The sequence below is a fragment of the Xanthomonas hortorum pv. cynarae genome, from assembly GCF_002939985.1.
Classification (GTDB): domain Bacteria; phylum Pseudomonadota; class Gammaproteobacteria; order Xanthomonadales; family Xanthomonadaceae; genus Xanthomonas; species Xanthomonas hortorum_D.
On the sequence record NZ_MDFM01000045.1, the window covers coordinates 1 to 21413 of the forward strand.

Below are 21413 nucleotides of genomic sequence, written 5' to 3' on the forward strand. Positions count from 1 at the left end.
TTGGCCGGTTTGCACTTTGTCGTCTTCACGATCCTGATGCTTGGAAATGCAGCCGCTCTATTTCAAAGTTCATAACACGCTCTAATTCGTCGAATTCAACGCAGATAACGGAATGACGACGTGATCGCCATCGCATTCTTTTTTGTGTGCAGGCAGACCACTGCGCATGGAGCCCTGATGCCGTAAGGCTGCGCACGCAGATGTTGCGATGCAAAGTGTTTGGATGCTTGGATGTGGTGCGTACTCGTACGCAACGCTCTCACCAGAAAGCACTCGACTTTTGCTTCAGAAATGCTGCGAGTCCATGCAGCTGCAGCAACTCGCCGCGCAGCATGGATCCAAGCGGCGGCACGCACGCTTACTCGCGCTGCCCGGCCACCCAGGTCGCCAACACCTGCACATCCACATCCACCAGCACCAGATCGGCTTGATAGCCCGGCGCAATCCTGCCAAGGCGATCGCCCAGGCCGATACACTGCGCGGGATAGGTGGACGCCATGCGCGCGGCTTCGGCCAGGTCAACGCCCAGCCATTGCACGCTGTTGCGCACTGCCGTTGCCATGTCCAGCGCGGAGCCGGCCAGTGCGCCGTCAGCATTGCGCACCACACCGTCCACGGCGGTGATGGTCTCGCCATACAGATCGAAGCTGGGGCTGTCGGCACCGACCATCGGCATGGCGTCGGTGACCAGCAACAGCTTGCCGCGCGGCTTGGCCGCCAACGCGACGCGCAGGCTGGCAGGGTGCACGTGCACGCCGTCGACGATGACACCGCACCACACGTTGGGGTCTTCCAACGCGGCGCCCACGGCACTGGGCTCGCGCCCGGTCAGTTGCGACATCGCGTTGTACAGATGGGTGAAGCCGTTGACGCCGGCGGCAATGCCGGCGTGCGCCTGCTCGTATGTCGCTGCGGTGTGGCCGGCGAACACGATTGCGCCGCCGGCGACGAAGGCGCGGATGTCGTCCAACGGCACGCGCTCGGGTGCGAGCGTGATCAGGGTGACGCCGTTGTCCAGCGAGGTATCGACCGCAATCTCGTGCGCGTCCGGCAGGCGAAACTTGTGCGCATCGTGCGTGCCTTTGCGGGCCGGGCTCAGGTATGGGCCTTCCAGATGGATGCCGAGCACACCGGGCACGCCTTGCGCGATCGCCTGACGCGTGGCTTCGATCGCCTCGGCCATCACCTCGGCAGTGTCGCTGATCAGCGTGGGCAACATGCCGGTGGTGCCGAAGCGGCGATGCGCCGCAGCGATCGTGGCCAGTGCCTGCGGGTCGCGCGCGTTGTTGAACAGCATGCCGCCACCACCATTGACCTGGATGTCGATGAAGCCCGGCAACAAGGTGGCGCCACCCAGATCCACACGTGTGTGCGCCTGAGCAACACGCGCATCGTCGGCCGCCACGACCGCCTGGATCTGCATGCCCGCCAGCAAGACAACCAGCCCATCCTGCAGGCCGTCGTCGGTGAGCACGCGTGCATTGCACAACGCTTGAATCGGGGAAGCATCCATGTTCAAACCGTTTCCGTAACCTTGTTCAAATGCGGCGGCAAGTCGGGGTTGTGGCCACGCTGCAATGCGAGCGCATTGATGGCGCGATAGAAACTCTGCACGGTCAGCAGCGGTGCGCTGGCCGGATGTGCGGCATCGGCCAGCGGCAGGTCGCCATCGGGCGCGGCCAGCCAAACTTGTGCGCCACGCGCGCGGAATTCGGCGGCAAGCGCACGCGTGCCGGCACCGGTTTCATCCGGTTGGGCAAACACCAGCACCGGGAAGCCCGGCCCCACCAGCGCCATCGGGCCGTGTTTGACCTCGGCCGAGCTATAGGCTTCGGCGTGCAGGCCGCAGGTTTCCTTGAACTTCAAGGCCGCTTCCTGCGCCGCGCCCAGGCCCAGGCCGCGACCGAGCACGAACAGGTTGTGTGCGGGCACCAGGCCGGCAGTGAGTGCGGACCAGTCGGCCTGCCAGGCGTTGCGCAACTGCTGCGGCAATGCATCCAGCGCGGCCAACAATGCGGGGTCGTTCTTCCACACCGCGCCCAGGTGCAGCACTGCGGCGAGCGAAGCCAGATAGCTCTTGGTGGCGGCCACGCTCTTTTCCGGGCCTGCGCCTAGCGGAATGACCACCTCGGCCAACTGCGCCAGCGGCGAATCTTCCACGTTGACCAGCGCGACCACGCGCGCACCGGCAGCCTTTGCGGCCTCGGCATTGCGCAGCAGATCAGGGCTTTTGCCCGATTGCGAAATCACGATGTACAGCGCGCCGCGCAATTGCAGCGGCGCTGCGTAGACCGAGCCCACGGATGGCGAAGCGGAAGCAGTCACGATGCCAAGCTGGGTTTCGAACAGGTACTTGGCGTAGGTTGCTGCGTGATCGGAACTGCCGCGCGCGCAGGTCACCACGAACGGTGGCGGCGTGTCGCGCAGCGATTGCGCGAGGGCGGCAATGGTGTCGGCGTTGCGGGCGAACTGTGCGGCGACCACGTCGGCGGTCTGCGCCGCCTCGCGGAACATCAAGGTATCGGTTTCGAGGGGAAGGCTCATCGGGCTCAGACGGATTCGGTGGGAGAGGATTTGGCGGCCGGCGGTTGCGCCGGTGCAGTGGAACCGCGCACGACCAGTTGCGGCACGAAGCCGCGGTTCTGCAATTGCGCGGGCTGGTCGTCGTAGGCATCGCTGCGCAGCTGGCTGATCAACAGGCGTGCGGCGTGCCGCGCGATGTCGTCGGTGGCCTGCTTGGCGGTGGTCAATGCCGGCCACGACTGGCGCGAAAACGGGCTGTCTTCGAAGCCGGCGATCGAGAGTTGATACGGCACGTTCATGCCGGTGGATTTGGCCGCGGCCAGCACGCCGGCGGCGATTTCATCGTTGCTGCCGAAGATGGCAGTGGGCGGTTCGCGCAGCGACAACAGCCGGCGTGCGCCACGGAAGCCATCGTCGAAGGTGTAATCGCCGGGAATCACCAGATGCTTGTCCAGGGTGATGCCGTAATCCTTCAGCGCGGCCTCGTAGCCGGCGTAGCGCTCGCCGCTAGAGCGATGCTGCGGGCCGCCCCACAGGAAGCCGATGCGTTGATGGCCGAGCTGGACCAGATGTTCGGTGATCTCATACGCCGCAGCGCGGTCGTCGATATACACGCACGGGCCATCGCCGGGATCGTCGGTGGCGGCGATGATGCGCACGCTCTTGATGCCACGTGCGGCCAACCCGGCCATCAGCTCGGGGCGCTCTGACATCGGTGCGGTCAGCACCACGCCGGCCAGACGCGAGCGTTGCACCCATTCGGCCAATTCTTCGGCCAGCAACGGCGAGGTGGAATCGCAGGGATGGATCTGCAGGCCGAAGCCGGTTTCGCGGCACGCGGCCAGCACGCCATTCTGGATGGCGATGATGTGATACGGGTTGGGGTTGTCGTAGACCAGGCCGATCACGAACGGCGTGCCGCTACGCAGATTACGTGCGGACGGATCGGGTTCGTAGTCGAGATCGGCGATGGCGCGCAGCACGCGCGCGCGCGTGGCCTGCATCACCGAGGGTTCGTTATTGATCACGCGCGACACGGTCTTCAACGAGACCTTGGCGCGCTCGGCGACATCTTTGATGGTGGGCCTGCGCATGGAGGTACCTTGTTCGTCGGAACGCATCATGCTGGCGGGTTCACTTGGCCTGGGCCGGCAGGCCCACGCGATGACCGCGCAGCGAATAGAACAGGATGTACAGATAGCACGGCACCATCAGCGCAGCGAACACGACCTGGAAGTCGTAATGCTGTTTGAGAATGGCGAACAGCTGCGGAATGATGGCGCCGCCGGCAATGCCCATGACCAGCAGTGCCGAACCGATTTCAGTAAAACGGCCGAGCCCGCGAATGGCCAGCGGGAAGATCGCCGGCCACATCATCGCGTTGGCAAAGCCCAGCGCGGCAACGAAGCCCACCGACACATAGCCATGGCTGAGCAAGGCGCCGAGCGAGAACAGCACACCCAGCACTGCAGAGATGCTCAGGTAGCGTGCCTGCGAGATCACGCGCGGAATCAGCACCAGGCCGGCGATATAGCCCACCAGCATCGCGCCCAGCGTGTAGGAGGTGAACAGTTTGGTGCTGTCCAACGGCAGATTGAAGCCGTGACCGTAGGTGCCGATCGCATCGCCGGCCATCACTTCCACGCCCACGTACACGAACAGGCACAACACGCCCAGCCACAGATGCGGAAACTGGAAGATGCTGGATTTCTGCACGCCGGCAGCGCCGGGCGTTGCATTGGCCTCGGAGGCCTTGAGTTCGGGCAACGGCGAGAACAATACGCCGATGGCCAACAGCAACAGTACGCCGGACATCACCAGGTACGGTGCGTGAATCTTGGCGGCAAACGCAGTGAGCAAGGTTTCCTTGGTCGCGGCATTGGCACTGGCCACCTGCTCGGACAGATCGCCGATGCCGTGCAGCACCAGCGAGCCGATCAGGATCGGCGCCAGGATGCCGGCGATCTTGTTGCAGATACCCATCAGTGCGATACGCCGGGCCGCGCTTTCGATCGGGCCGAGGATGCTGATGTACGGGTTGATCGCGGTCTGCAGCAGCGCCAGGCCGCTACCGATCACGAACAGGCCGCCCAATGCACCCGGATACCAGCGCTGGGTGGCGAACTGGCCGAACGCCGCCGCACCCACCGCCATCACCACCAGACTCAGCGCCAGGCCTTTCTTCATGCCGGTGCGTTTGAGGATCCACGACGAGGGCAGCGCCAGGAAGAAATACGACAGGTAGAACACCATCAGCACCAGAAACGCGTTGACCTCGTTGAGGTCGAACGCCAAGCGCACGAAAGTGATCAGCGGCCCGTTGATCCAGGTGAAAAAGCCGATGATGAAAAACAGCACGCCGACGATGGCGATCGAGACAACGGGATTTGCGGGCCTGGCAGTAGTCATGGATCGGCTGGCTCTGAGGTTGTCGTTGGGGGACGCCGGGTGGAATCAGCGGCGCAGTTCGGCGACGAAATCGTAGAAGTCGTTGTGGCAATAGGTATCGGTCAATTCGATCGCGCTGCCGTCGCGGGCATAACCCACGCGCACCACATGCAGGATCGCCTCGCCGGTCTTCATGCGCAGATGTTCGGCCAGGCGCGCGGGCAGATTGATCGCGCGGAAATACTGCAACGCGCGCACCACCGGGGTGCCTTGCGCATCCAGATAGCTGTAGAGCGAATCGCCGATCTGCTGCGGGTCGGCGACGATGCGTTGCGGCAGCACCGCGTGCTCGTAGGCCATGACGCGGTCGTCGGCGCTGCGCAGGCGTGTCAGCGAGGCCACTGCCGCATCCGGCGACAGACCGAGCCGCAGAATCTCTTCGCCATGCGCCGGGCGCAGGCGCCGCTCCAGCCAGCGCGTGCCCGGCTCGTAACCCTTGATGCGCAGCGTCTCGCTGAAACTGGTCAGGCCGCTCAGCTGATGCTGGATCTGCGCGGTGACGAAGGTGCCGGCGCCCTGACGGCGCGAGACCAGGCCTTGTTCGACCAGCACATCCACCGCCTGGCGCAGGGTCACCCGCGAAATCTGCAGCCGCTCGCACAGCTGGCGCTCGGCCGGCAGCGCCTCGCCGGCCTTCCACTCACCGCCGCGGATGGCGTCGGTGAGCTTGCCGGCCAGTTGCAGGTACAACGGGGTCGGCGCGGACGCGTCCAACGCCAGATCGTCCACCCGGGGATCGGTGTCGTTCCGGGGTGCCGCCTTGGGTTTGGCCATTGCTTGTCCTCCGGACCGACTTGGATTCGTTAGGTCCAATATAGTACCAATTTAGCCGCGGCGCATCTGTGCGGTGCCGATCCCGGCGACAGCTCGCACTGACCTGCGAATCGCAAGGTTCCGCGCGTCACGCGGCGGCCGGCGCTGGCAGGATCTGGCGGCGACAACCTGCAAGCATCGGCAGCCATACCATCACTTGACGCGCCGTGACCTCACAACCGCAGGTACCAGCGCCGCCGATCCATCCACCAGCCCACGCCCCAGCACAGCAGCGTGTAACTCAGTGCGCAGAGCAGCGAGCCGAGCGGCCCCGGCGCGATGGTCTGGAACACGCGGATGCCGGCCCAGGCGTACAGGTCCAGGCCGGAGCCGCCGGCCGGGAGCAGGCGCAGCACCACCACGAACAATTCGGAGAACAGATAGATCGCCAGCGGGTTGCGCCCCAGCACGGTGAAAAAGCCGCTGCCGCCGATCCAGCCGCGCAGCTCCAGCAGGTAGACCAGCACGCCCAGGGCCAGCAGATCCAGGCCCACGGTGCAGGCGACGAACGACCCGCTCCAGAGCTTTTTCGACAGCGGCCAGGCGGGGTTCCAGAGCAGCGCGAGCAGCACCAGGCCCACGCCGGCCAGCAGCAGCGTGCGCGTGGCTGCAGCGGTCTTGCCGCGGCGCTGCAGGAAGCGCCCGGTCAGATAGCCGGCCAGCACGTTGACCGTGGCCGGCAGCGTGCCGAGCAAGCCTTCCGGGTCGAAGCCGTTGTCTTTGCGATACAGGTGCGCGCGCCCGTACAGCCACAGATCCAGCCGGGTGCCGGCATTGCCGGTCTTGCTCAACTCGGCGCCGGGCTGGCCGAAGACGTACAACACCGCCCAGTAGCCCAGCAGCAGCGCCACGCAGGCTGGCGCGACGCCGCGTGGCGGCAGATAGCGCACCAGCAGCGCTGCGAGCAGATAACACAGGCCGATGCGCTGCAGCACGCCGGTGAGGCGGAGTTGATCGATCGCGGTAAATGCCCATCCCCCACCGGGCTGCAGATGGAAGAACGGAAACCAGTACATCAGCACACCGCATAGAAAAATCAATGCGGCGCGCTTGCCCACGCGGCCGAGAAACGGCCGATGCGGCGTGTCTGCGGCCAGCGCGAAGCTCATCGCGCTGCCGACTGCGAACAGGAACGAGGGAAATACCAGATCGGCAAGCGTGAAGCCGAACCAGGCCGCGTGGGTCAGCTGCGCGTATGCCTGCGCGCCCGGCCCGGCGGTATTGACCAGGATCATCAGGAAGATGGTCAGGCCACGGAAGACGTCCAGCGAAAGAAAGCGTTCGCGCTTTGGCGTTAGCGTTGGCGATGCAGTGATCGCTGCAGCAGCGGGTGTTTGTTCGCTCATTGCAGTTCCTTGCCCAGGCACTGCAGGTGGGTGCGAGGTGTGCGTTTGATGCCGATGGCTTGCGTGATTGCGTCGCGACTGCAGCGGTCATGCATGCCGACGAAGTGCAAGACGGATCCGCTCATTGGGCGGCACCTTGGACAGTTCCGTGCATGGCGCCGTGCGTAGTGTCGTGCATGGCGCCGTGTGCAATTTCTTGCACCTCGCCTTGCATGTCGCTTCGCAAAGCGCTCTGCAAATTGTCTTGCGCATCCACCTGCGCCAGCAAGGTGCGCAGCGAGGTCAGTGGATCGCGTGGTGGCTGGCGCTTCGGCACGCTGCCCTGCTCGGCCCATTGGCGCTCCCACGCTGCAAGCTTGGTGTTGAAGGCCGCTTCGTCGAACGGCGTGCCGGCCTTGCGTGCAGCACGGTAGGCGCTCAGAAAGCGCGTCCAGCGCTGCAGATAGAACTCCGCGTACATGCCTTGCCAGGCCTTGGAGGCGTAATCGGCAAGATTGCCGTCACCGCCCCAGACGCTGACCTGCGCACGCGCGTTGCCGACATACACGCGACGTAACGCGGCATCGTCGCCCGCGGCAGCGGCCGCCTGACCGGTCCAGTCGGCGAGGGTTTCGTGTTGGCCGCCGACCAGTGCATCGAGTCCTTGCACCAATCGCGTCGTGCGCGCCAACAGCGCATCGCCGCGTGCGAAGTCGCCGGCGGCGTAGGCCTGCACCACCGCCTGTAATTGGCGGTCGGCGTGCAGGCTGAGGTAATGCCGCGCGTCTTCGATCAGGTCGTAGCGGTAGAGCGGTGCGTCGGCGTAACGGTCGGCTTGCTGCAGCAGGGCGTCGATGGCGCGGCGCAGGCGTTGCGGATCGCCGGGGCGATCGTCGAAGCCGACAATGTCGGCAGTCGGCCGCTTGAACAGCAGATACGCGCCGGCCCGCTTGTTCCACCAGCGCAGCGACCAATAGCGGGTCTGGTAGATGCCCGCGTCCAGATCCGACCAGGCCTGCAGCAATGCCGCATCGCTGTGTCCGTAGCGGGCGCGCGTGTACTGCGTGAGCCACTGCGACCACGATTGCTGCGGACCTTCCCAGGCCAGCGCGTAGAGATACTCATAGACTACCGAGTTGCTGTGCAAGCCTTCGGGAAACACGCCGAAGCCGCGCAGATTGCGTTTGTCCGGATCGGCCAGCAAGGCCCGCAGATCCTGGCGATAAAACGCAAAGTCGCCGTACAGCGGATTGCTGGCGCCGTAGTTGTGCACGTAGCCGTAGATCCATTGTTTGTTGTCGAAGGCCTGCGAGGCCTTCCAGGTACCGGGATACCGATCGTTGCCGATGTCCAGCACCATCAACCGCGCGTCCGGCACCTTGCCCAGAAACGCGGCGATCGCCTGCGGTTGCCAGAACTCACGATCGGCACCGAACAGCCAGCCCTGCATCACCCAGGTGGCCTGCGGATTGACCTGGGCGATGGAGCGATACAGCGCCTGACCGTACTCGGCCAGGCGTGCATCGCGTTGCGCTGGCGGCACTGCCTTGGCACGTGCGGCGTCGGAGTTGGCGATGCTGTCGCCGTACTTGGCGGCGGCCACGTCGCTGCCGTCGTCGGCCACTGGCGGCAGCATTTCGTTGAAGGCATCGGCCAGATAGAACTCGCCAGCGCCGTAGGTCTGCGTGTACAGCTCAAGGAATCGGCGCGCGACTTTGGCGAACAAGGGATCGCGCGGATCCAGCCAATAGGTTTCGTGAAACCCCTCCCAGGCGCGCATGCGGTAGATACGCGCATTTGGATGTGCCTGCGCGAATGCCTTGGGCACGTAGCCGGCAAACGCCGGCAGCACCGGTTGCATGCCCAGCTCGCGCATGCGTGTGAGGATCTGCGTCTGCAGCACGCGCTTGCTGTCGATCCACTGTTGCGGCAACGGCGCGCGATAACCCTCGATATTGCCCATGCGCTGCCACGGGGTAAACGCCGGGCCGGAGAAATATTCCGCCAGCGCAGCATCGCCCACATCGAACTCGCGCCACAGCGTTTGCCAGATCGCTTCCTGCCCTTCCATCGCCAGCGGCATGTCGATGCCGTGCAACGCCATCCAGTCGATCTCGCGCTGCCAGCGCGGCCACTCCCAGAACGGCGTGGTGTAGCCGTAGGTGCAGGTGTTGAGATAGGCGCGATGCGCAAACGGCGTGCGCACCTGGCCGCTGCTGTAGGCAGGCCATTGCGCCGGCAGTGCCACGCGGTCGCCCTCCCAACTCATCGACGCCGCACCGGCCTGGCCGAGATACGCGTAGGCGCCGCGCGCCAATGCCACCTGCGAGGAGCCGGCAATGCGCACCGTGTCGCCACCGGCATCGATGCGATACCAGTCCGCGCCATCGCCGCGCGGCGCCATCGTCATCTCGAACTGGGCCGCGCGCGCGCCGATCAGGCGTTGCACCACCGCTTGTGCGGGCGGTGCGGCCAGCACGCTGACTGGAATGGCGAGCAATGCGCTCAGCACTGCACCAGCGAACAGGCGCGCATGCGACGAGGGTGAAAACGATGAAGCGATCATGGCGAGTTCCGATAATGCACGGTGACGACGTCGTGGAAACCAAATGGCTGATCGGCGGCGACCTGCACGATCACCGCCAGCGTGCGCGCACCGGTCGCGGGCGCAAGCGCCAACTTGATCGGCGTGCCGGCTGCCGCTTGCGCCACCACGCGGCCATCCAGAAACACTTGCGCCGGCCCACTGAGCCGGCCCAGATCAAGCACGCCGCCGTGGGTCTGCACGCCTTGCCATGGCGTGAACTGGGTGCGGTACAACACGTAGCCAGCGCGCTCGGGTGCGGTTTCCAGCGTACCGGGCAGCGTGTTGCTCCAGCTGTTGTTGTCGTTGGGGCGGCGCGACAGATCCGCTGCCGGTGGCTGCGCGAATGCGGCAGTGTGCCGCCAGCTTTCGACCACCATCACCGGTGCGGTCACTGCCACAGCCGCTGGTAGCGGCACCGCCGTGCAGGCGATCTCGGCCACCGCATCTTGCAGTCCTGATGCACGCGCCTGCAGGCGCAGTACGCCGGCACCGCGGCCTGCCTGCACGATGGCCTGCGCCAGCCCGTTGAACAAGGCCACCTGCGTGGCCTGATCGGGTGCGTGCGCATTCGGGTCGCCATTGCCCACGCCCAGCAACCGGCCGCCGCTGATGTGCAGTGTCAGCGTTGCATTGCAATCGGGCACGTGGCGGCCTTGCGCGTCCACCGCTTCCAGCGTCACCGGCTGCGCATCGCGTCCATTGCCGCGTAGTTGCGCGCGGTCGGGCGTCAACCGCAACGCAACCGCTGCGCCGGTGGTTTCCACGCGCGTGCGCGCCACCTCGCGACCATCGCGCCAGGCCACCGCTTCGAGGACGCCCGGCGCGTACTGCACCTGCCACTGATTCATTTGCGCACGGTCCACCGCCTGTTTACCCAGCGAGCGGCCGTTGAGCCACAGCTCCACCTGCGCGGCATTGCAGAACGCCATCACCTTGATCGGCTGGCCTTCGCGACCCGGCCAGTTCCAGTGCGGCAACAGATGCAGCACCGGCGCATCGTCGATCCACAAGGCGCGGCGCAACCAATACGCTCCCTTGGGAAATCCGCACTGGTCCATGATGCCGAAGAACGAGCCCACCGACGGCCATTCGAACGGCGTGGGTTCGCCGCGATAATCGAACCCTGTCCACACGAAACTGCCGGCGACGAATGGGCGCTCTGCAATCAGCTGCCAGGCGCGGCGATGGGTATTGCCCCAGTCGGCGGCCAGGCTGTCGTCTTCGGCCACCACGTGTGCGTCCATGTCGGTGAACCACGCGCCGCGGGTCTGAAAGGCACTGGTGTCTTCGCTGGACAACATCGGCGTGCGCGGGCGCGCGGCATGCACACGGTCGTAGTTGTACTGGCGATAGTTGAAGCCGAGCACATCCACCACATCTGCCGCGCCGCGCGTGGCGAACATGCCATCATTCATGCCGGCAGTGATCGGGCGGGTGTCGTCGAGCGCACGCACGGCGCTGGCGGCGCGCGCCATGATGGCGTAGCCGGTGGCGGTGCCCTGCAGTGGCTCTTCGTTAAGCAGCGACCACGCAAACACGCTGGGATGGTTGCGCTGGCGCCGCACCATCGTTTGCAACAGCGCCACATACTCGGGTGCGGGATTGAACAGGCGGTTCTCGGCCATCACCAGCATGCCCAGCCGGTCGCAGGCCTGCAGCAGTTCCGGCGCCACCGCGTGATGCAGGCGAATGGCGTTGCAGCCCATCGACTTCAACCGACGCAGGCGAAACGCATGCAAGGCATCGGGCAGCGCCACACCGACGCCGGCATGGTCCTGATGCAGGCACACGCCCTTGATCTTGAGCGCGCGGCCATTGAGAAAAAAGCCGTGGTCGGCATCGAAGCGCAGGCTGCGAAAACCGATCTCGCACTCGGCATGATCGCTGCGGCCGTCTTCGCCGCGCACGCTGGCCACCACGCGATACAGCACCGGCGTGCCCACGCTCCAGCGCTGCGGCTGCGCAACCGTTACGCTCACTTTTGCTTGCGCAGTGCCGAGTGCAGCAACGCGTAGTTGCGTCTGTCCATGCGCCACCACAGCACCACGTGCATCGCGCACTTCGACATCTACCCAAGCTTCGGTTGGCTGCTCGCCACTGTTGACCAGCTCCAGCTCCACCGGCACCTGCCAGACATCGCCCGGGCCTTCGTGCGGCACCGCTGCCAGGCCATCGCCAGCGATGTGCAACGGCGTCCGCAACACCAGCCAGGTGTGCCGGTAAATGCCGCCGCCTTCGTACCACCAACCGTCCATCGCTTCGGCATCGACACGGATGGCGATGCTGTTCAAGGCGTTGCCGTAGCGTGCAACGGGGGTCATGTCGATCACCAACCCGTTGTAGCCACTCCAGCTGCGCGCCATCAGCATGCCGTTGACCCACACGGTGGCATGGCTGGCAATGCCGTCTAGACGCAGCTCCACCGCCTGGCCGCGCACGGACTCTTCCAACCGCAGCGTGCGCCGGTACCAGGCGATACCGCGCGGCCGATAGCCTCGCGCGATATTGGCGTCAGCGCGCACCGGCTGCTCCACCACAAAATCGTGCGGCAGTTGCAGCTGCCGCCAGCCTGTGTCGTCGAAGTCCGGCGCGGCCGCGCCCCAGGCCCGGCCGGCCTTGGCGTTGTCGTAGGTCTCGTCCTGCGCAAGCAGGCGCGGGAACGGGAGATCGCCGGCGTGGAACCGCCAGCCCTCATCCAGGTCCAGCCATTGGCCACTGCCATCTTCAACTGATGGCGGCGGAGTGGGACGCGGCTTTCCGGTAACGCCAGCGCGTGCAGTTGCAGCGCTCGCCATGCCAGGAGTCAGCGTCGGAACCCCGAGCAACGACGAGGCGCAGACGCTGCCGGCGAGGAAGTCACGTCTGCGCATGGCAGTGCCCGATCAACAGCGTTGCGTACATGCCCTGCGACCGACGCGCAGCAGCAACACCCGTAGCATCTTTGAAGTGCGCTTCCACAACAGCTGCAGCATTGCATTCAATGCGTGCTGTAGCACGCAGCCGTGCACACTGGCGCTGCGCTCCCTCCCCCGCCATCAAAGCATGTCCCACTGCATCGACAGGTAGTAGCTGCGACCGGTGACGCCAGTCATCTGCCAACGGCTGGTGATGTCCTTGTAGGCCTCTTCGGTGCGGTTGGTGAGGTTCAAACCACCCAGCTGGAAGCTGAGCTTGTCGCTGACCTGATACCCGAGCACCGCATCCAGCTGCGTGCGCGCCTTCATGGTGTGGCCTTCGCGCGCGAAGAAGCTGTCGCTGCTGTCCTGCTCGTATTCGCTGCGATGGTTGAGCGAGACGCGTGCCGAATAATGCTGGCTTTCCCAGTATGCGGTGGCGTTCCAGGTCTGCTCGGACAGATTGCGGATCTGGAATGCCGTATCGCGCTGCGGAATCACCCGGGTGAAGTTGGAGGTCACACCGAAGCCATCGATCGGCAACCACGCATCCAGCGACTGCGTCCAACCCAGCTCGTAACCGCGGATCTTGACCTTGCTCGGATCGTTGGTGGTGGCGGTGATCTCGTAGATGTTGCCGCCGCCGTCCACGCAGTCGCCGGCCGCATTGCTGGACAGTGCGGTGCCGTTGAAAGCGCCCGGGCAGACGATGCTGTTGAAGGTGCCGTTTTTGATGTTCTTCCAGAAGCCGGCAACGGTCAGCGCGCCACCGTTGCCGTAATACCACTCCAGGCTCAGGTCGGCCTGGTCGGCGGTCAGCGCCTTCAGATCGGTCTGGCCCTGGGTGACGATGAACGTGGTCGTGCCGCCGGTATTGGTGCCGGTGGAAATGGTCGAAGCGATGGCGGTGTTGCTGTCCAGGATCGGCCGCACCAGCACCTTGGCGGCGGCAAAGCGCAGCAGCAGGTCCTCGCGCATGTCCAGCACCAGATTCAGGCTGGGCAACCAATTGGAATAGTCGTACGGCGCACGCGCGGTGCCGATCACCACGTTGGCGTCGTCGCTGGCTGCCTGCGCCTGGGTGAGGTAGGTGTCGGTGGTGCGTTTGGTGTTTTCATACCGTATGCCGACGTTGCCGCGCAGACGCATGCTGCCGATGTCGGTATCGATGCGCGCCATCGCATAGGCCGATGAAATGTCGTTCTCGATGCTGTAGCTGCTTTGCGGGGCGAACAGCACCGGCACGGTGATGCCGGCAGCTGCCAGCGAGCGCGCGTAGGCCGCGATGTCCGGGGTGACCCAGCTGTCCTGCGCGGCGAGCTGTCCGTCGAGGAAGTTGCTCACCGTGCTGTTGGCGGCCGACAGTTCCGGGAACATGTCGAAGCCCGAGACGGCACCGGTCCTGAGCAGATACAGAAAATCGCGCCTGCGCACATCGCGGTCGAAGGTTTCGCGGCGGTATTTGGCACCGAAGCGCACCGCGTTCAACGCGCCCATGTCCAGATAACGCTCGGCATCCAGTTGCAACGACCATTCCTTGTTGCTGAGCGACTGGATGCCGCCATTGGGATATTCGCTACGCACCAGATTGGCCTTGTCCCAGGCGCTGGCATCGGTGGCGTCGGCATCGGTGATCAGCGAAATCGCATCCCGGTTCGAGGTATCCAGCAGCGTCGAGGTCGGCTTGCGGCCCAGGATCGCCGCGCGCTCGTTTTCGTCGGTCTTGCCTTCGGTGTAATTGGCCGCGCCACTCAAGGTCCAGGCATCGCCCTTCCACTTGAAGTCGTAGGTCAGCAGCCGCGTGGACAGATCGTGCTGTTCGATCTGGCGGTTGTTTTCCAGCCAGTAGTCCGACGCCGACACCTGCGTGGCAGTGAGCCCGTTGGTCTGCAGCACGGTCAGCGGGCTGCGCTCGAACGAGTACACCAACTGGTTCATGTCGTTGGCGGTCTTGTCCTGCGAATACAGCGCGGTGAGGTTCATTTCCAGCTGATCGCTGGGCTTCCACTGCAGCCCGCCGTTGAACATCTTGCGGGTGGTTTCGCGCTCGATCGAGCGGTAGCGCGGGCGCCGCGGAATGTACAGGGTGCCGGCGTCGGTTTGCTGCGTATACCAGCGGTCGATCCACAGATAATCGGCGCGATCCTTGAGCTTCTGATAACCGGCGCTGAGGAACACGCCCAGATCGCCACCGCCGAATTTGAACTGGTCGATATAGGTCAGCACGCCCTTGGGCGTGGGCGCACCGCCGGCAAATTCGGCGTATTGCGCCTTGGCCGAAAACAGCAGCTTGGTCTGCTTGTAGTCCAGCGGTTTGGTGGTGTTGATGTTGACCGTGCCGGACAACCCACCGGCATCCATATCGGCCGACGGCGACTTGATCACCTCGATCCCGGCGGCCACTTCCGGCTGGATGATGTCGTAGCGGAAGCCATCGGTGAAGTCGGCGCTCTTGATCACCTGGCCGTTGATGGTGGTGGCCGAATACTGCGGCCCCAGGCCACGCACGCTGATGGTGGAACCGCGCCCGTTGATGGTGGAAATCTGCACGCCGGGAATGCGCTGGATCGCCTCGGCGATGTTTTCGGCGGGAAACTTGCCGATGTCCTGCGCCGAGATGCCATCGGTCATGCGCACGTCGTCGCGCTTGTTGTCCATCGCGGTGATCAGGCTCTTCTGGTACGAGCTGGTGACCTTGACCGTATCGAGCTGGGAAATCTGCGCAGGGTCTGCAGGCGGCGATTCCTGCGCCTGCGCGGTGGCGCCGCAGGCAAGCAGCGACAGCGCGATGGCGATGGACAGCGAGGAAGGCGAACAACAACGCAACGAGGCACGCGAGACAGGTGACATGGGAGATCCTGAGGTGGAATGGCTGGACGACGACGCGACTGGCATTCCGATCGATCAGCGATGACAGATCCCGGCGTTGGGCAACCCACCCACACGCGCACAGGCCCCCAGTCCCGGACATCCGGAACCGCCTGCGATCTGTTGTTTGAGACACACCCCGTACGGCCCCCCGTGGGTGCCGATGCCGCCTCCCTCCCAGGACGGACATCGCGTGCCATTGCTGATCAACGGCCCTGACTGGCAAATACCAATTCAGTGGATTTGATTCTTATGGTCTTTAAAAGATTCTGTCAACAGTCACTATCGAAAGTGTTTGATCGCTCCTCGCGACTGGAGCCACATCCTTTAACCAAGGGTTTTTATGGGTGCGCTCAGGATCATTCGGGTGCATCCCGGGTATCGTTGTCACAGGACCAGTCAATGACCAATTCGCCATTACCAGACCAATTTTGTTCCAGGCGAAATGTGTCAGACGCACCGCATTCGCTGGAAGCTGCGTCACAGTCCATATTCAGGCGTTCCTGCGTGTCGAAAGCGGTGTCGATATCTCACCAACGCAACCAGCTGACTGCAGCAATGACTACAGGCGGCGCTACGCCGACAACGTTGTCAGCAGGCTAGCTGTGCGCGGCGTCAAGTCGGCCTGGACGAAGCCACAGGCCATCACGCATGCACGCTAATGGTGCAGAAGACAGCCCACCTGGCGCGCAGCCCGCAAAGCAGCGCTCAGCGCAACTGCCCCTGATCGATGCGCAACAACGTGCGCTCCGGCGTGGCGGTAAAGCCCAGCAGTTGCAGGCCCACGCCCAGCACCGCGTCCTGACCGGGATCGACGCGTGACTGCAGCTGCCAGCGTCCGTCGCGCCATAGTTGCAGCTGCGCGTTTGCCTGCACGCCTGCAGGCAGCGCGGCGTCCGGCAGCAGTGTCAGCACTGCGGTGTCGTCCACGCACACCGGTTGCCCGGATAACCGTAGCGGCGGCAAACCCGGCAGCTCGCCCGCCCCACTCGGCAGCAGTTGCAGGCTGACCCGCCCGCGTGCGTGCACGCAGCGGGTGGCATCGAACAGCAGATCGACCTGCTGCACTTCCAATGCCAGATCGATCAAGGTCATCCCCGCAGGCTGGCGTACCAACAACTGCCCCTGCGCATCGCGAATGCCGTGTTGCGTGCCATCCACCAGCAGCAGTTGCAGCTGCGTGGCCTGCAGGTGCACCTGGCGCTCGCCACGCAACAACGGCCAGACGCGTGGCCGCACCGCGACATCGCCGAATGCGATGCCTTGCCATTGCACCTGCCGCAACGTGCCGGCCCACACCGGCCCTTCCACGTCCAGCACCGAAAACGGCAGCCCCTCGCGTGGCAACACCAGGCGCAGTGGCAGCCATGCCAGCAGCGCGACCAACAGCATCAGTGCAAATACCAAAATCCAACGCGTGCGCGTCACGGTGCGGGCTCCGCAAACCCGCAGCGTACCCGCAGTTGGCCCTGGTCGCGCACGATGCTCAGCTGCGTCGGTGCCAGGCCATGCGCTTGCCGCAGCCGTTCCAGCCAGGCGAACAAGGTGGTGGCGCTCACCGCATCGATCTTCACGTCCACACCGCCCGCGGCGCTGCGCTGTTGCGAGGTGATGCCGACACCGGCATCGCGTGCACTGCTTGCGATGATCTCGGCCAACCCAGCTGTGCCCGCTGCTGTGGGACGCTTGGTTGCCGACGTCTGCGCGGATGCATCCAGCACCATCTGCGCCGCATCTGCGTAACGCGCCTGCGCCTGTACACGCCAGTGCCGCAGTGGCAGGTAAAGCGCATACCAACCGACGAACGCGGCCACTGCGGCGCACATCACGCCCAGCATCACCCGCTCGCGCGGCGCACGCGTCTGCCACCACTGCATCCCGCGTTGCAGACCTGCACTCATTGCACTGGCTCCAGCACGAATGGCGTGCACAGGCGATCGTCCTCGCTCTGGCTGGTGCCTGGTTGCACTTTCCATCCTGCCTCTGCCAGCCGCGCGGAAAGTTGCTGCACGCTGGCGGCATCGGTATGCAGCAGTGTGGCCCGCAACGGCTGTGCCGACTGATAGTCGAGCTGATCCAGCTCGGCAGCGGGAATCGCATCGACCGCGGCGAACAAGCTGCCGAGCTGCAGCGCCAGGGTATCGACCGCTGCGCCCGCGTGCCGACGAGCCTGCAGCGCTGCCGGCACCGCCGCTGCGTTGTGCACGCCCAACTGCGCGGCGGCGCGTGACTGCAGCATGCGCGCACCGATCTCGTAGCGCAGCGTCTGCGCCAGCAACAGAAGTAGTGGCGACAGCAACACCAGCGCGGCCAATGCCGCAAGACGACGTGGCGTGACCATCCGCAAGGTGGCCGGCTTTGCGGCGAATGCGTGCTGACGCAGATTGATCGGTGTGCGTGTGGCGCATCGCGCAAAGCAGGCGATCGCCAGCGCAGGATCAGGCGTTGGTGGCTGTAGCGGTGCGCGCTCGCCCAGCAGCATGCGTGCAGCCTCGGGCTCCAGGCTGCAGGCCAGGCCTGCGGCACGGATCAGCCAACGGCCATCCCAGTCCATCACTGCCGCCGCACCGTCGGCACCGTCGGCACCGGGCTCCAGCAGCAGGCAATCGGGCACCACGGCATCGGGGGTGACGCCTAGCTGCGCTGCGCGCGCCAACCACTGCTGCATCACCGCGCTCTCCACCGCAGCCACCAGGCGCGTGCCATCGGCTTCGGCAGTCTCGGCGATCACCACATGCAAGGTCTGCGTCTCCACGGCCAGATGCTCGGCCAGCTGCAGGCGTGCGGCGGCTATCGATTGCGCGGTGCTGCGGCCAGGCAATGTCAGCCAGCGCAACTGCACGTCCACGCCCGGCACCACCAGCACGCAGCGTGCAGACGCTTCAAACGGCGCGCTGGCTGCGCATTGCGACAGCACCTGGCCATGCGCATCCACACGCACGGCGATGGCTTGCGCAGTGGCATCGGTGGTCAGCAACAGCACGGTGGTACTCATTCGTCGGAACTCCATTGGCGTGCCACCAGCCGCACACGCCCCGCAGGATCTTGCTGCAACAAGGCATCCAGCATGACCTGCGCGCCGGCATGGTCGACCTGGCTGTAGAGGGAGAAATAGCTGGTGCGTAGTGCGAATTGTTCCAATACGGCGTTGGAAGGCTCGGCCTGTATCAGCGCAGGCTGGCTCAGGAACGTCTTGGCGTCGCGCCATCCTCCGGCCGGCCGCGCGGCAATGACGCGTCGCGCAGCTGGCAGCTCCAACGCGCCTTCGGTGAGCGCCACCAACACCGGCGCATCTTCCAGGCTGAGCGTATTGATATTGATCGGCGACAGGTGCCCCTCCGGCAATGCACACAGATACGGCCGTAATTGCGCGATCACCTGCGGCGTATAGCCGGCGATGGCGCGCAGCTCGCTGATGCCCGACAGCAAGGTCGCCCCTGTGCGCAACGGCACTGCCAGTTGCAGGTAGCGATCGTCTTCGGCGCCCTGCGCACCGGGCTGGCTGTCGCTGTCGATCCAGTCCACCAGCGCATCGCTCAAGGCCTGCGCCTGTTGCGGCGCGATGCCGAGTACCTGCAGCAACGCGATGTATTGGCGTACACCGTCGTCGTTGCGTTGCCATTGCTCGGGAGCGCCGGCGACCACACTGTTGAGATTGAAGCAGCCGCCGCGGTCGCGCAGACGCACGCTCACCGCGCCGTCGTCCAGCGGGAAGGTGATCGGTTGATCGTTCCAGCCGCCCTCCAGCGTGGTGCGCATCGGGTCGCGCATGGCCAATGCCTGCAGACGTTGCCGCGCAATGGTTTCGGTGCCCAGCGCGTACCACTGCGCCTGCGTCATCGCCTCGCCATTGCCGCTACGACGCAGACCGAAGCGCAGATCGTCCAGCACCGCCACCATCAGCAGCGTCATCACTGCGACCAGCAACAACACCGTCAGCAGGGCGACGCCGCGTTGCTGCGTCCCTGCGTTCAAGGCCTTCATCCGCGCCCCTCCGGCAGCAGGAACAGCTGGCGTACGCGGCCCCATTGTTCCAGGTCCAGCTCCAGCGAGATCGCATCCGGCAATGCTTCGAGCCCGCCGCTCCAGCCATCGCTCCATTGCGCGCGATAGTGAAACCCCACCACCGCCGAGCGCACACCGCGCAGCACCACCTGCGGCGTGCCGGCAACTGCACCATCGAGTGCGGGGCGTGCACTGCGCTCCAGGCGTCCATCGACCACGCGGTATTCCACGTATTGCAACGACGCACGCGGCGCCTGATCCGGATTGCTCCAACCGCGCCGCACAAAACCGAACAAGGGCCCGGGCGCACCGGGCGGGCTTGCGACGAACGCGGTGCGTGCAGCACCGCCCTCGCTGTTGCGCGTGCGCCGCACAGCGGCCTGTTGCAGATCGCTACGCAGCAGACCATGCGCAAGTTGAAACTCGCGAATCTGCTGCAGGCGCGCACGTACCGCATCGCGCTGATCGATGCTCTGCCGCATCACCACCACTGCCGCGACGGCCACCAGTGCGAACACCGCCAGTGCGACCAGCAGCTCGATCAAGGTGAAGCCGGCACTGGCACGGGTGCACAGTGCGGCACGACGTGCGCGGATCATTCGGCGCTCCGCAAGACGCTGAGGCTGGCGATTTCCTGCGTCTGCGCTGCGGCCCGCACCTGCACCTGGATCCGCACAATGCCTGCGCCGCCGGCCGGCATCGACTTTCGCTGCCAGTCCCACCTGCGGCCACCCAAGGTCTCTTGCCCATTCGCCGGTGCCAGCGCTGCGGCCGTGGGCGCGAGCATCGCTTCGATTGCCTGATTCTCTGCAACCACCGCAGCCAACGCACGCTCTTCCAACACCACCGCAGTGCGCGTGCTTTCGCCGGACAAATTCAGCAATCCAACCACGGCCATGCCGAAGATCGCCAGCGCGACCATCAGTTCGAGCAGCGAAAATCCAGCGTTGTCATGGCGATTAGCGTTGTGGCGCATCGACCCGCACCACGCCGGCTGCATCCACCAAGACCTGCACCTGTCGTTGGCCTTGGGCCAACGCGATGCGTTGCGGCGTGGCCGCGCCGGTAGGATCGAAACGCACGCTCACTTGCGTGCCGCCAACCGGCAATGCGGTCTGCACGCCAGCTGGCCAACGCAGTGCGGCGAAAGGTTTTTCATCCAGTGGCACCCAACGCTGCTGCGCCTGACGTCGGAATGCATATCCACCCGCATCGACAGTCACCTCGACCATGCGCAGGCTCAGGATCGCCTCGTCGCGTGCGTGCAGCAGGGCGCTGGCCAACGCATCGGCCTGGTCGTGCAGATCGCGCCGTGTATCGGGCAAGGTCATCACCACCAAGGTGCTGGCGAGTGCGGTGATCACCAGCACCGCAAGCAGTTCGAGCAAAGTGAAGCCACGCGCGCCCGCGCGCGGCGCGCGCGCGGGCACGTGCTTAACGATGGTCGGTTGCCCAGACATTTCGGCAACTCAGCGCCAGTTGCCGATATCGGCATTGTCGGCGTCGCCGCCTTCCACGCCATCGGCGCCGAACGAGTACACATCGAAGCCGCCACTGCGGCCCGGGCGACGGTACTGATACGCATGGCCCCACGGATCTTCCGGCAGGCGGCGGATATAGCCACCCTGGCGATACCGCTCCGGCCGGGTCAATCCGCTCGGCGCGTTGAGCAGGGCCTGCAAGCCCTGTTCGGTACTCGGGTAGCCGAGGTTGTCCAGCCGATAGGTTTCCAGCGCCTGCTCCAGCACCGCCACGTCGGCACGCGCTTTCTCGACCATCGCGCGGTCCTGGCTGGGCATCACGTTGATCATCACCACCGTGGCGAGCAGGCCGATGATGACGATCACCACCATCAACTCGACCAGAGTGAAGCCGCGCATGCGTCCGCACGATGTGAGCGAGCCGATGCGTACGCGAGGATGGATGGACTGCATGAGGATCTCCAAGGAT

17 protein-coding genes are annotated in these 21413 nt (G+C 65.1%); all 17 read right to left on the reverse strand.

The window, feature by feature from the left end:
* Positions 1-358: 358 nt before the first annotated feature.
* The 17 genes from nagA to gspG all read right to left on the reverse strand — a co-directional run bounded on the left by nagA (position 359) and on the right by gspG (position 21397).
* Positions 359-1513 (reverse strand): N-acetylglucosamine-6-phosphate deacetylase, encoded by a 1155-nt coding sequence (gene nagA, locus XcyCFBP4188_RS20640; protein ID WP_104592776.1) that lies wholly within the window; start codon positions 1511-1513, stop codon positions 359-361.
* Positions 1514-1515: 2 nt separating this feature from the next.
* Positions 1516-2544 (reverse strand): SIS domain-containing protein, encoded by a 1029-nt coding sequence (locus tag XcyCFBP4188_RS20645; RefSeq protein WP_006451305.1) that lies wholly within the window; start codon positions 2542-2544, stop codon positions 1516-1518.
* Positions 2545-2549: 5 nt separating this feature from the next.
* Entirely contained in the window at positions 2550-3617 is a 1068-nt protein-coding gene (locus tag XcyCFBP4188_RS20650) for a LacI family DNA-binding transcriptional regulator (protein WP_043889880.1), read from the reverse strand.
* Between the two features lie 40 nt (positions 3618-3657).
* Positions 3658-4932: a sugar MFS transporter gene (locus tag XcyCFBP4188_RS20655; protein ID WP_104592777.1), complete on the reverse strand. Its 1275-nt coding sequence runs from the start codon at positions 4930-4932 to the stop codon at positions 3658-3660.
* Positions 4933-4977: 45 nt separating this feature from the next.
* Positions 4978-5700: a GntR family transcriptional regulator gene (locus XcyCFBP4188_RS20660; protein ID WP_172839323.1), complete on the reverse strand. Its 723-nt coding sequence runs from the start codon at positions 5698-5700 to the stop codon at positions 4978-4980.
* A 257-nt stretch (positions 5701-5957) separates the two neighbouring features.
* The gene (locus XcyCFBP4188_RS20665) at positions 5958-7130 is read right to left on the reverse strand and encodes an acyltransferase family protein (RefSeq protein WP_104592778.1); all 1173 of its coding nucleotides are present in this window, start codon (positions 7128-7130) and stop codon (positions 5958-5960) included.
* Positions 7131-7251: 121 nt separating this feature from the next.
* Positions 7252-9675, reverse strand: a complete 2424-nt coding sequence (locus XcyCFBP4188_RS20670; RefSeq protein WP_104592779.1) for an alpha-N-acetylglucosaminidase — start codon at positions 9673-9675, stop codon at positions 7252-7254.
* On the reverse strand, positions 9672-12566 hold the full coding sequence (gene galA / locus XcyCFBP4188_RS20675; protein WP_104592780.1) for a beta-galactosidase GalA: 2895 nt from the start codon (positions 12564-12566) through the stop codon (positions 9672-9674). Before galA ends, XcyCFBP4188_RS20670 begins: the two co-directional genes overlap by 4 nt.
* A 165-nt stretch (positions 12567-12731) precedes the next feature.
* On the reverse strand, positions 12732-15440 hold the full coding sequence (locus XcyCFBP4188_RS20680; protein ID WP_104592781.1) for a TonB-dependent receptor: 2709 nt from the start codon (positions 15438-15440) through the stop codon (positions 12732-12734).
* A 726-nt stretch (positions 15441-16166) separates the two neighbouring features.
* Positions 16167-16850, reverse strand: a complete 684-nt coding sequence (gene gspN, locus XcyCFBP4188_RS20685; RefSeq protein ID WP_104592790.1) for a type II secretion system protein N — start codon at positions 16848-16850, stop codon at positions 16167-16169.
* 32 nt (positions 16851-16882) lie between these two features.
* Positions 16883-17359: a type II secretion system protein M gene (locus tag XcyCFBP4188_RS20690; RefSeq protein WP_104592782.1), complete on the reverse strand. Its 477-nt coding sequence runs from the start codon at positions 17357-17359 to the stop codon at positions 16883-16885.
* Positions 17356-18453: a type II secretion system protein GspL gene (gene gspL / locus XcyCFBP4188_RS20695; RefSeq protein ID WP_104592783.1), complete on the reverse strand. Its 1098-nt coding sequence runs from the start codon at positions 18451-18453 to the stop codon at positions 17356-17358. The genes XcyCFBP4188_RS20690 and gspL overlap by 4 nt, the downstream gene beginning before the upstream one ends.
* Positions 18450-19442 carry a type II secretion system minor pseudopilin GspK gene (gene gspK / locus XcyCFBP4188_RS20700; RefSeq protein ID WP_104592784.1) on the reverse strand — a complete coding sequence of 331 codons (993 nt, stop codon included), beginning with the start codon at positions 19440-19442 and terminating at the stop codon, positions 18450-18452. Before gspK ends, gspL begins: the two co-directional genes overlap by 4 nt.
* Positions 19439-20062, reverse strand: a complete 624-nt coding sequence (gene gspJ / locus XcyCFBP4188_RS20705; protein WP_104592785.1) for a type II secretion system minor pseudopilin GspJ — start codon at positions 20060-20062, stop codon at positions 19439-19441. The genes gspK and gspJ overlap by 4 nt, the downstream gene beginning before the upstream one ends.
* Positions 20059-20439, reverse strand: a complete 381-nt coding sequence (gspI, locus tag XcyCFBP4188_RS20710) for a type II secretion system minor pseudopilin GspI (protein WP_006451287.1) — start codon at positions 20437-20439, stop codon at positions 20059-20061. The genes gspJ and gspI overlap by 4 nt, the downstream gene beginning before the upstream one ends.
* Positions 20423-20923, reverse strand: coding sequence for a GspH/FimT family pseudopilin (locus XcyCFBP4188_RS20715; RefSeq protein WP_006451286.1), 501 nt, complete (start codon positions 20921-20923; stop codon positions 20423-20425). Before XcyCFBP4188_RS20715 ends, gspI begins: the two co-directional genes overlap by 17 nt.
* Positions 20924-20932: 9 nt before the next feature.
* The gene (gene gspG / locus XcyCFBP4188_RS20720; protein WP_104592786.1) at positions 20933-21397 is read right to left on the reverse strand and encodes a type II secretion system major pseudopilin GspG; all 465 of its coding nucleotides are present in this window, start codon (positions 21395-21397) and stop codon (positions 20933-20935) included.
* Between the last annotated feature and the right edge of the window lie 16 nt (positions 21398-21413).

What these genes read in the sequence shown, in the direction of transcription:
- nagA (WP_104592776.1), bottom strand. Translation starts at nt 1,513, where the DNA reads ATGGATGCTTCCCCGATTCAAGCGTTGTGCAATGCACGCGTGCTCACC.
- XcyCFBP4188_RS20645 (WP_006451305.1), bottom strand. Translation starts at nt 2,544, where the DNA reads ATGAGCCTTCCCCTCGAAACCGATACCTTGATGTTCCGCGAGGCGGCG.
- XcyCFBP4188_RS20650 (WP_043889880.1), bottom strand. Translation starts at nt 3,617, where the DNA reads ATGCGCAGGCCCACCATCAAAGATGTCGCCGAGCGCGCCAAGGTCTCG.
- XcyCFBP4188_RS20655 (WP_104592777.1), bottom strand. Translation starts at nt 4,932, where the DNA reads ATGACTACTGCCAGGCCCGCAAATCCCGTTGTCTCGATCGCCATCGTC.
- XcyCFBP4188_RS20665 (WP_104592778.1), bottom strand. Translation starts at nt 7,130, where the DNA reads ATGAGCGAACAAACACCCGCTGCTGCAGCGATCACTGCATCGCCAACG.
- XcyCFBP4188_RS20670 (WP_104592779.1), bottom strand. Translation starts at nt 9,675, where the DNA reads ATGATCGCTTCATCGTTTTCACCCTCGTCGCATGCGCGCCTGTTCGCT.
- galA (WP_104592780.1), bottom strand. Translation starts at nt 12,566, where the DNA reads ATGCGCAGACGTGACTTCCTCGCCGGCAGCGTCTGCGCCTCGTCGTTG.
- XcyCFBP4188_RS20680 (WP_104592781.1), bottom strand. Translation starts at nt 15,440, where the DNA reads ATGTCACCTGTCTCGCGTGCCTCGTTGCGTTGTTGTTCGCCTTCCTCG.
- gspN (WP_104592790.1), bottom strand. Translation starts at nt 16,850, where the DNA reads ATGCTGTTGGTCGCGCTGCTGGCATGGCTGCCACTGCGCCTGGTGTTG.
- XcyCFBP4188_RS20690 (WP_104592782.1), bottom strand. Translation starts at nt 17,359, where the DNA reads ATGAGTGCAGGTCTGCAACGCGGGATGCAGTGGTGGCAGACGCGTGCG.
- gspL (WP_104592783.1), bottom strand. Translation starts at nt 18,453, where the DNA reads ATGAGTACCACCGTGCTGTTGCTGACCACCGATGCCACTGCGCAAGCC.
- gspK (WP_104592784.1), bottom strand. Translation starts at nt 19,442, where the DNA reads ATGAAGGCCTTGAACGCAGGGACGCAGCAACGCGGCGTCGCCCTGCTG.
- gspJ (WP_104592785.1), bottom strand. Translation starts at nt 20,062, where the DNA reads ATGATCCGCGCACGTCGTGCCGCACTGTGCACCCGTGCCAGTGCCGGC.
- gspI (WP_006451287.1), bottom strand. Translation starts at nt 20,439, where the DNA reads ATGCGCCACAACGCTAATCGCCATGACAACGCTGGATTTTCGCTGCTC.
- XcyCFBP4188_RS20715 (WP_006451286.1), bottom strand. Translation starts at nt 20,923, where the DNA reads ATGTCTGGGCAACCGACCATCGTTAAGCACGTGCCCGCGCGCGCGCCG.
- gspG (WP_104592786.1), bottom strand. Translation starts at nt 21,397, where the DNA reads ATGCAGTCCATCCATCCTCGCGTACGCATCGGCTCGCTCACATCGTGC.